This window comes from Microcoleus sp. Pol1C5 (genome assembly GCF_036701115.1).
In the GTDB taxonomy this organism is placed as follows: domain Bacteria; phylum Cyanobacteriota; class Cyanobacteriia; order Cyanobacteriales; family Microcoleaceae; genus Microcoleus.
Window position 1 is genome coordinate 35506 of record NZ_JAUBQE010000061.1, and the last position, 10029, is coordinate 45534.

The window sequence follows — 10029 nt, forward strand, 5'->3', positions numbered from 1 at the left end:
ACCGATTGTCGAAAATTTCGAAGTTTCAGAAACACCAAAGTTGAGCGAGCCTTCTCAACCAGAACCCGAACCGATTTTAGATGCGCCAAAGTCGATCGAACATTCTCAACCAGAATCCGAACCGATTTTAGATTCACAAAAGTCGAGCGAACGTTCTCAACCAGAATCCGAACCGATTTTAGATTCACAAAAGTCGAGCGAACGTTCTCAACCAGAATCCGAACCAGTTGTAAAAAAACGGCCACTTAAAAAAAAGCCACAACCAACTAGCGATTCTCGACCAGAACAGCCACCTATTACCAGAAAGCGACAAATAGAAAGAAAGCAACAGGATAGCGACGGCAGCGAAACACCACCCGCAGGCGACTCAGAATGAAACAATTACCAATGGCCAATTACCCATTCCCAATTCCTAAAGGTTAGTAATGCTTAGTAATATTATCGCAATTTACCGCAAAGAACTACAAAGCTATTTTGCCTCGCCATTAGCCTATGCCATCGCAGCAGTCTTTTGGCTAATCACCGGCTACTTTTTAATAGCTATCCTCCTCGCCCCCGACGGGTTAATTCCCCAAATCGGCCAGCGAGACCAAATGGGAATTACCGAACCTCCCATCGACGTAGCCTACGAATTCCTGCAACTCTTTCTGCGAATCATGGGTTCCCTTTCCTTGTTCGTACTACCCGCACTCTCAATGGGACTTTACGCAGAAGAACGCAAACGCGGCACCTTAGAACTATTAGCCACATCGCCCTTAACAAACTGGGCAGTTGCTACCGGCAAACTCCTGGGAGTTTTAACATTTTATACCACAATGTTGCTGCCCCTGCTGTTCTGCGAGGCGATCGCCCTCAGTTCCTCAACCCCACCCGTACCCCCCGGAGTTCTTCTGCTAGGACATGGCGGCTTAATCTTACTAGCAGCAGGAGTATTGTCCCTCGGAATGTTTATTTCCTCCCTCACCGACAGCACAATTTTATCCGCCATCCTCACCTTCACTCTAGTATTATTTCTCTGGGTGATCGATGCAGTCGCCGTCAGTATCGGTGGCCCCTTCGGCACAGCATTAGGACATTTGTCGCTCTTAACAAATTACACCAACCTTGTCAAGGGAGTTTTCGATACCAGCAGTTTAATTATGTTTGCCAGTTACATCATTTTAGGAGTCTTTTTGACCGCCCAATCCATCGATGCCTTGCGATACCAGCGTTCTTAAAAACATCAGGTAAGGCAGAGACAGAGAAAGTTTTTTTTGCCGAAATAAAGACAAGTAAAGAGCAAAGGGAAGGTTATTTTTCCCTGTGAATCATTCTACAAAATACCTCAAACAATGAGATTTATCAATCCCAAAATCGACTTTGCGTTTAAAAAAATATTCGGTTCCAGCGACAGCAAAGACATCCTGATTAATTTTTTAAACGCCATCCTTTATGAAGCACAGCCCGTCATCGAAGACTTAGAAATAATCGACTCCCAACCAGAACCTCAAACTCTCGCAACCCAAGACACACACCTAGATGTCAAAGCCATAATTAACGGCGGCAGAATCGCTCTAGTTGAAATTCAACTGATCAACGTGCCTTCCTTTGGAAACAGAGTTTTGTACAATGCTGCCAAAAGCTACAGCCAGCAATTAACAGGAAAAGAACGCTACGAAAGACTAAAAACAGTAATTTCATTGAAAATTGCCGACTTTGAAATGTTTGAAAATCAGCCGGAATTTATGTCAAAGTTTGTTTTTCAAGAAAAAGAGCAACAGTTTGAGTGTCCAGATACTGAAATAGAATTAGTATTTATCGAACTGCCCAAATTTAGCAAGGAATTAGCAGAATTAGAAACAGCCGCAGATCAATGGATTTACTTTCTCGAAAATACCAGCACTCTGGAGACAGTACCAGAAATACTCAGTGCAGTTCCCGAAATTCAGAAAGCTTTTAGAATTGCCAGCGAGGAAAACTTCACTCAGGAAGAATTAAATGAATTGCAGAAGCAAGAACTGTGGATTCAAGACCAGCAGATTGCCATAGATGTAGCAAGAGAACAGGTGACAAAAACAGCTCAACTATCGTTAATATTGCGTCAGCTAGTGAAGCGATTAGGCACAATACAACCGGAAACCGAAAACTGCATCCGTCAATTAGGTATACAGGAATTAGAAGAACTAGGAGATGCCGTGCTGGATTTCAACAAGCCGTCAGATTTAACAGCATGGTTGCAGGCTAATGCGATATAGAATAACATCCTCGACCCGGAAATTTTTCCCTCAATATTTACCCTATGAAAATTAGCAAAACAAATTGGAAATATGTTTTTTTGCTGGGCCCCCTCCTCATCGCAGCGGGGGTAACAGCAGCACTTGTATCTGGAGTATGGGACCCCCTGACAGTCGGTTTAGTTATTGCCGGAGCAGTGACGATCGCACTTTGGCTGCTATATTTGAGTTACGAACAAAGCTTTTGGGGCCAGCGTTCCACTCAAGCCAGCACCAACGCCCTGATTGCTACCCTCGCCGTCTTTGTGATTCTCGGAGTAATTAACTTCATAGCCGTTCGCTATCCCGTCCGCATCGACTTAACAGAAAGCCAACAATTTACCCTGGCCCCGCAGACTCAACAAATACTGCGAAACCTGCAACAAACAGTCAAAGTTTGGGTATTTGACCCCATCCAAAACCCCCAAATTAAAGAATTGCTGCAAAGCTACAAACGCGAGGGAGGCGACAAGTTCCAATTCGAGTTTGTTGACCCGCAGGCCCAACCTGGAAAAGCGCGGGAGTTTAGCATTACCAGCATCGGAGAAGTTTACCTGCAATCCGGCGACAAAAAACAGGTACTGCAAAAAGGTGGCACTGCTTTTGGTAGCGACCCAAATCAAGGTCTTTCAGAGATAAAACTTACCAATGGCTTAGAAGAAATCCTGAGCACTCGCGTTGCTACAGTTTACTTTTTGCAAGGCAAAGGAGCCCGCCCGCTACAGGAAGGTCAAGGCGGAATTCAGCAAGCTGAAAAAGCTCTGAAAGATAAATACTACAACGCCCAAACACTGAATTTGACCGAACGCAAAGAAGTGCCAGAAGATGCAGATGCTTTAATCGTTCCCGGGCCGGACAAACCCTTTTCCGATACAGAAATTAAAGCACTAAGAGCTTATCTCGATCGCGGCGGCAGTTTATTGTTAATGGTAGACCCGGCAATTGATACGGGAATGGACAAATTGCTGCAAGAATGGGGCGTCAAACTAGACACCCGTTTGGCCATTGATGCTTCGGGCACTGGTCAAAGATTTGGCCTGGGCCCTACGGTTCCCACAGTCAGGCGCTACGGCGAACATCCGATTACTCAAAGTTTTGGCAACGGTATTTCATTTTATCCATTTGCGCGTGCTTTGGAAACCTCGCCAGTAGAAGGGATAGAGGAAAAACCGCTGATTTGGACGAGTCAGGAAAGTTGGGCGGAAAGCGATTTGACGACTAAGAAATTGGAGTTCGATCAAAAGACCGATCGACAAGGCCCGCTATTATTAGGTGTAGCTTTAGTTCGATCGTCCACTGACAGCACTCCCTTAAAGCCCTCCCCTTCACCAACACCAACTTCGCCCTCGCCTTCACCCCAAGCATCACCGACAACTTCGCCCTCGCCTTCACCCCAAGCATCACCGACAGATTCACCATCACCGACAGATTCACCATCGCCGACAGATTCACCATCGCCGACAGATTCACCGTCGCCGACAGATTCGCCATCGCCAACAACTTCGCCATCGCCAACAAATTCCCCATCGCCAACAAATTCCCCATCGCCGACAAATTCCCCATCTCCGACAACTTCCCCATCTCCGACAACTTCCCCATCGCCGACAACTTCGCCAACAGCTTCCCCAATCAGCTATTCAGTGATTGTCTCGCAAGAAGCTACGCCTCCAGCATTACCGACGACTTCGCCAACACCGGCAGCATCTCCCACAGCATCTCCCACAGAATCGGCAGAAAGTTCGCCAACACCAACACCCGCAGCATCTCCCACAGCATCTCCCAGTCCAACCGCAACTCCTTCCGCGCCTTCAACTCCTAGAAAAACATCGCGAATGGTAATAATTGGTACATCTCAATTTGTGACTAACGGTTGGTTTGACCAACAACTCAATAGCGACGTGTTTCTCAATTCTGTCAGTTGGTTGAGTAAACCAGACCAGCAAAGCTTTTCTATCAGTCCGAAAAAAGCTACCAACCGCCGTATTAACATGACGACCATCCAAGTAGGATTGCTGGTGTTAGCTTGGCTAATTTGGCCTTTACTCGGACTGGGAATTGGCGGCGCTATCTGGTGGAAGAGAAGATAAGTTCGCCAACAAATTCTCTAAGGAATTTAACGGATTTATTTGCCTCTTTCTGGTTTTTCCACCTCTTACCCATTACCAATTCCTAATTCCGTAAGGTGCGCGACCGCGCGCACCTTACCCATTGTCAATTCCTAATACTTCGGCTACGCGAGCGTACAAGTTCCTAATTCCTAATTTCCCTAGGGTGCGTCTCTTACCAATTGCCCATTCCCCATTCCCCATTACCATGCCGAATTCGCTGTTACTATGAAATTGCAGAAAAATACATTAGTATTGATAGCCGTCGCGCTGAGCATGACGGGGTTGGTTGCTTTGTTCGAGATGCAAGTATCTCCGAAACAGGAAGCCGCTAAGGAAGAAAAACAGAAAATTTTTGCTTTTAAGTCCGATCGCATACAATTCTTTACAGTCAAAACTCCCGAAAAAATATTGACTTTTGAACGAGTTTATGCTACAAAAGGAGGCAAGTCTAGCTGGGAAATGAAATTGCCAGTGCAAGCACACGCGAGTCAGGCATCGGTGGATTTTTTGCTCGACAGGCTGGCAACAGGAAAGAGCGATCGCACGATTAATATTACTGCTGCTCAACTGCCAGAATTCGGTCTCGACCAACCCCAAGCTACAGTCACAGTAAAACTGGACAACCAGGAAACTCACCGCCTAGTTTTAGGCAAAACAGACTTTAGCGGCCGCTTCTTGTACGCTCAAGCCAATCCGCCGGAAGCGCCCCCTCAAAATTCAACCGAAAATTTGCCCGTGCTGCTAGTACCTTTTGACTTTAAAAATGCCACTCAGCGACCTTTGTCAGAGTGGAAAAAAGCAGAAGCACCCAAAACAGAGAAACCGCAAAAACCCTCTCCCACGCCAAGTCCTGAGAATCAATAGATGGCAGATCGATCTGAGATGTTGCACCATTCTCAATAAGCCTTTTATGAAGAGGCAAGATGCCTGTTCCACAAAGAGTGCATTTTCTTGTAGAACAGGCCCGAAAGCCTGTTGCTGACAATGGTGCGCTCTGGGATAGAATTTAAAGAACAAATCCCAAAACCTGTTACATCTAACATTCCTCACCTAAAATACAGAAAAGTCTAAACTTAAACTGTATTTAAGTGGCGTGCATTACCCCCAGGAAAGGGCGAATATGTTTCAGACAGCACTCAACCAAGGTACGACAGCAACGGATACAGCGCTTGACGTTGAACTCCGCAAGGTCTTTAAGGTATTTAACGGCGAAACCGCAGTCCGCGGAGTTGACCTCAACATCCGCCGAGGAGAATTTTTTAGCATCCTCGGGCCTAGCGGCTGCGGCAAGACTACGACGCTGCGCTTAATCGCTGGGTTCGAGACTCCCTCGGCGGGCGAATTGATGATTCGGGGCCAGTCGATGACCAACACTCCAGCTTACCGCCGTCCGGTAAATACTGTTTTTCAAAGCTACGCTTTGTTCGGACACATGAATGTCTGGGACAATATCGCTTTTGGATTGCGGATCAAAAAGCTGGGGAAAGCAGAAATTGAAGAACGGGTACGGGAAGTTTTGCAATTGGTGAAAATGGAATCTTTCGCCAACAGGTTTCCCGGTCAAATGTCGGGCGGCCAGCAGCAGCGGGTGGCTTTGGCGAGAGCTCTGGTAAATCGACCGGCGGTTTTACTGCTGGACGAGCCCTTGGGTGCTCTGGATTTGAAGTTGCGGAAGCAGATGCAGTTGGAACTGTCGAATTTGCATCAAGAATTGGGTTTGACTTTTGTGATGGTGACTCACGACCAAGAAGAGGCGATGAGTCTGTCTGACCGGATTGCGGTGATGCACGAGGGGAGGATTGAGCAAATTGGCTCTCCTGAAGAAATTTATGAGTGCCCGCAGACGGCTTTTGTGGCCGATTTTATTGGCGATACGAATTTGTTTGCGGGTACGGTAGAATCGATCGACCGATCGACTATCACAGTTCGCACATCAGCCAATCTGAAAATAGTCGTTCAGCAGTCGGATATGTGGAGTGGCGTCACAGGCGACTCTGTGGTGGTCAGCGTCCGGCCCGAAAAAGTATATTTGAATCTCTACCAGCCGGAAGTGTCGGTCAACTGTTTTGAAGGGCGGCTCAAAAATACTATGTACATGGGCACGCACGTTCATTACGTGGTTGAGTTGGCGTCGGGCGATAAAATTACTGTGCGCCAGCCAAATACCGGCGGTTCTTTCCCAGATCCGCACACGCCGATTTACGCTTATTGGGGAACTACTGATTGTCTCGCTTTGACCGATCGAGCATAATTGGGAAACGAAGGAAGTTCGGCAACGGACTCTGTAACGGATGTAACGGATGTAACGGATATCAAGAAGAAGGAAGAAGGAAGAAGGAAGAAGGGGAGAATTTCCCCATTTCCAATTATTCCTTATTACAAATTCTCAAATCTAAAATCGAATTTCCCAATCCCCAATTCCCCAATCTAAAATCTAAAATCTAAAATCTAAAATCTAACTGTGCCTCCGACTAACTTACCAATTTCCAGGATTTTCCCGGCTAATTCTACACGCCGTCAGTTCCTAAAAAATTCGGCGGCCACAATTTCCGGTTTAGCTCTTTCGAGTTGTGGCTGGCGACTTGCAGACGTACAATCTGCTCCTCCCGTCAAAGGTTCGGCAGACAAACTTTTCATCTATACTTGGGCAGGCTATACCGATGAAGCTTTGCTCGATCGCTTTGCCGAAAAAACCGGCATTCGCGTGGTTGCAGATGTATTTGACTCCAATGAGGCGATGCTGGCTAGAGTTCAAGCTGGCGGTGGTCGGGCCTACAGCATCATTTACCCGTCTGACTACATGGTGATTCAGATGACGGAACTGGGGCTGTTGAGTCCATTAGACCACTCGATTTTGGGCGGACTCGATCGGCTCAAAAAACAGTTCCAAAACCCTGTTTATGACCCAGGAAACCGCTACAGCGTGCCTTTGAGTTGGGGAACCACAGGCTTAATTTACAACAGCGAACAACTCAAAGAAGAGCCAGAAGATTGGGACTATTTGTGGCAGCATAAACAGGAGTTAGCAAAGCGAATGACGCTGGCAAATGATGTTCGAGAAGTGATGGGTGCTGCGCTGCGGATGTTGGGCTATTCTCTCAATTCTACGAACGCAGAGCAAGTGAAACAAGCTTACGAAAAGTTGGTGGAACTCAAACCGGCGATCGCATCTTTTACCACTGATGCTTGGCGGCCGCAAATGCTGACGGGGGATTTGAAGGTAGCTATGTGTTATTCTTCTGATGCTAATGAGGTAATTCCAGATAATGACAAATTGCGCTATGTTGTGCCAAAAAGCGGTTCTTCTCTGTGGACTGACACTTTAGTAATTCCTAAAGGTGCTCCCAATCCAGAAGCAGCTTATAAGTGGATTAACTTTATGCTGCAAGCCGATGTCGCTGCTTCTTTAGTAGAACGGCTCAGTTTCTCAACTCCTTCGGAAGATGCTTTTAGTTTGCTGACGCCGGAAGTCCGCGAAAATGAAATTCTTTTCCCTTCTGAGGCTACTTTGAAAAATTGCGAAGGTGTTGCTCCGGTAGGAAAATTTATAGACGTGTACGATCGCTATTGGACTCAATTAACCAGCGGCTAATCATCAAACCGAGGGCGGGTTTTACAGGCCATCTCTAATTATAACCCAATATTTACACAAACTCGCCCCCGCACAGCAGAGCGCCCACTCTATCCGTATTATATCCGCGTTAATCCGCGTTCATCAGCGGTTAAAAACTCAAAAAAATTGATCTATGGCTGTTTCAACTAGAACTCCCCCTCCTATTCCTCCCAATTCTTCTTTGAAGGCTGAAACTGTTTCCCCGTGGTCTGCTTGGGCTGGGCCACTAACATTGCTCGGCCCTTCGGGCTTGCTGCTGCTTTTATTATTAGTCATACCAACCCTGGTGATTTTTCAGCTTAGTTTGGTGCCGAATATTAAGCCAGGAGATTTGGTGAATCCTTCGGGAATCGGCAATTACCTGCGAGTGTTTGAGCCGCTGAATTTGCAGGTGATGGGTCGATCGCTCTTTTTCGCAACGGGGACTACTATTCTGTGTTTGCTGCTAGGATTTCCCGTCGCTTACTGGATCGCCCTCAATGTCTCGAAAAAGTGGCGGAATTTAACTTTGTTAGGGTTTGTGTTGCCGCTGTGGACTTCTTCGCTTTTGCGATCGTATGCTTGGATTACAATTCTGCGTCCTACGGGGGTTCTCAACTCGGTGCTGGCACTTGTAGGCATTCCTCCTCTAGAATTGCTTAATCAAAGTTCCGCAGTTTTAATCGGCATGGCTTACAGTTATTTGCCTTATATCGTGACAATTCTATACGCTTCTTTGGAAAAGTTAGACCGCAGGTTGCTAGAAGCATCTCAGGATTTGGGTGCGAATCCAGTGGAAACTTTCTGGAAAGTGACAGTACCTCAGACGATGCCGGGAATTGCTGCGGGTTCTTTGCTAGTATTTATTAGCAGTTTGGGCGATTTTGTCGATCCGGAGTTGCTCGGTGGAGCTTCGAGTATGACGGCGGCTCGTTTGATTTACAATCAGTTTTTGGGGGCGACTCAAAATTGGGGGCTGGGTTCTGCTCTGAGTATGGTATTAATCTTTGCAGTGAGTATCGGAATTGCCCTCTTGCTCAAATATGGCGATCGTAATGCAGTTTAGGATGTTTAAGGAAGAAGGAAGAAGGAAGAAGGAAGAAAACAATCCTAACAAATTAACAATTACCAATTACCGATAACCGAGAAATGGAAAAGACAGCCGAAAATCCACAGGAGGAAATACAAGCCGATATGTACTTAAAACCTAAATTTAAGATTTCTTGGCAGGTAATATTTGCCGTTTTGATGTTTTTTTATATGTACCTGCCCATCCTGGTACTCACATTTTACAGCTTTAACAAATCGCGTTTTAGCGCCGGTTGGGAAGGATTTACTTTAGATTGGTACGTTAAATTATTTAGCGATACGCGGATTTTAGTTGCCCTGAGAAACAGTTTAACAGTCGCTGTTTGTGCAGTTGCAATCTCGGCTGTACTCGGCACTTTGATGGCAGTTGGTTTAGCCCGCTACCGCTTTCCAGGCAAGAGTTTATATCAGGGAGTCTCCTACTTGCCGATTATTATTCCAGATATTGCGACTGCGGTTGCTACTCTGGTATTTTTAGCGGCGTTGGCTATTCCTCTGAGTTTGTGGACAATAGTCGCCGCTCACATTGTGTTTTGTCTGGCTTACATCGCCCTAGCTGTTTCTACTAGATTGGCTGATTTAAACCCGTATTTAGAAGAGGCTGCCTTGGATTTGGGCGCAACGCCTGTTGAAGCTTTTATTCAGGTTTTGCTCCCTCAATTAATACCCGGAATTGTTTCGGGTTGTCTGCTGTCTTTTGTCCTCAGCATGGACGATTTTTTAATTGCGAGTTTTACCGCAGGTAGCGGGACTACAACTCTGCCGATGGAAATTTTTAGCCGGATTCGGACTGGGGTAAAACCGGATATTAATGCTTTGAGCGTGCTCTTAATAGTAGGTTCGGGAGGATTGGCATTTTTAGCGGAATATTTGCGCGGCCGGGGCGAGCAAAAACGGACTCATTAGTCCTTATACCAGTTTCCTAAAATCCTGCTACAGATATGGCATCTAAAATAAATTGCCATCCTGTTAAAGAAGCAATAACTTC

Annotated in this window: 8 protein-coding genes and 1 pseudogene; all 9 read left to right on the top strand. The window is 46.3% G+C overall.

Features of this window, described 5'->3' with window-relative positions; translation table 11 throughout:
- Positions 1 to 376: pseudogene (locus QUA23_RS26455) on the top strand (ATP-binding cassette domain-containing protein); the annotation flags it as partial.
- Between the two features lie 49 nt (positions 377 to 425).
- Positions 426 to 1217, top strand: a complete 792-nt coding sequence (locus QUA23_RS26460; RefSeq protein ID WP_333078787.1) for an ABC transporter permease — start codon at positions 426 to 428, stop codon at positions 1215 to 1217.
- Positions 1218 to 1331: 114 nt separating this feature from the next.
- Positions 1332 to 2234: an Rpn family recombination-promoting nuclease/putative transposase gene (locus QUA23_RS26465; protein ID WP_333078788.1), complete on the top strand. Its 903-nt coding sequence runs from the start codon at positions 1332 to 1334 to the stop codon at positions 2232 to 2234.
- Between the two features lie 44 nt (positions 2235 to 2278).
- Positions 2279 to 4339 carry a Gldg family protein gene (locus QUA23_RS26470; RefSeq protein WP_333078789.1) on the top strand — a complete coding sequence of 687 codons (2061 nt, stop codon included), beginning with the start codon at positions 2279 to 2281 and terminating at the stop codon, positions 4337 to 4339.
- 246 nt (positions 4340 to 4585) lie between these two features.
- Positions 4586 to 5224: a DUF4340 domain-containing protein gene (locus tag QUA23_RS26475; protein ID WP_333078790.1), complete on the top strand. Its 639-nt coding sequence runs from the start codon at positions 4586 to 4588 to the stop codon at positions 5222 to 5224.
- A 256-nt stretch (positions 5225 to 5480) separates the two neighbouring features.
- Positions 5481 to 6611 (top strand): ABC transporter ATP-binding protein, encoded by a 1131-nt coding sequence (locus QUA23_RS26480; protein WP_333078791.1) that lies wholly within the window; start codon positions 5481 to 5483, stop codon positions 6609 to 6611.
- Positions 6612 to 6821: 210 nt separating this feature from the next.
- Entirely contained in the window at positions 6822 to 7952 is a 1131-nt protein-coding gene (locus QUA23_RS26485; protein WP_333078792.1) for a spermidine/putrescine ABC transporter substrate-binding protein, read from the top strand.
- 154 nt (positions 7953 to 8106) lie between these two features.
- A complete protein-coding gene (locus QUA23_RS26490; RefSeq protein ID WP_333078793.1) occupies positions 8107 to 9018 on the top strand; it encodes an ABC transporter permease in 912 nt (303 codons plus the stop codon).
- Between the two features lie 83 nt (positions 9019 to 9101).
- On the top strand, positions 9102 to 9947 hold the full coding sequence (locus QUA23_RS26495) for an ABC transporter permease (protein WP_333078794.1): 846 nt from the start codon (positions 9102 to 9104) through the stop codon (positions 9945 to 9947).
- Positions 9948 to 10029: the final 82 nt, after the last annotated feature.

What these genes read in the sequence shown, in the direction of transcription:
- QUA23_RS26460 (WP_333078787.1), top strand. Translation starts at nt 426, where the DNA reads ATGCTTAGTAATATTATCGCAATTTACCGCAAAGAACTACAAAGCTAT.
- QUA23_RS26465 (WP_333078788.1), top strand. Translation starts at nt 1,332, where the DNA reads ATGAGATTTATCAATCCCAAAATCGACTTTGCGTTTAAAAAAATATTC.
- QUA23_RS26470 (WP_333078789.1), top strand. Translation starts at nt 2,279, where the DNA reads ATGAAAATTAGCAAAACAAATTGGAAATATGTTTTTTTGCTGGGCCCC.
- QUA23_RS26475 (WP_333078790.1), top strand. Translation starts at nt 4,586, where the DNA reads ATGAAATTGCAGAAAAATACATTAGTATTGATAGCCGTCGCGCTGAGC.
- QUA23_RS26480 (WP_333078791.1), top strand. Translation starts at nt 5,481, where the DNA reads ATGTTTCAGACAGCACTCAACCAAGGTACGACAGCAACGGATACAGCG.
- QUA23_RS26490 (WP_333078793.1), top strand. Translation starts at nt 8,107, where the DNA reads ATGGCTGTTTCAACTAGAACTCCCCCTCCTATTCCTCCCAATTCTTCT.
- QUA23_RS26495 (WP_333078794.1), top strand. Translation starts at nt 9,102, where the DNA reads ATGGAAAAGACAGCCGAAAATCCACAGGAGGAAATACAAGCCGATATG.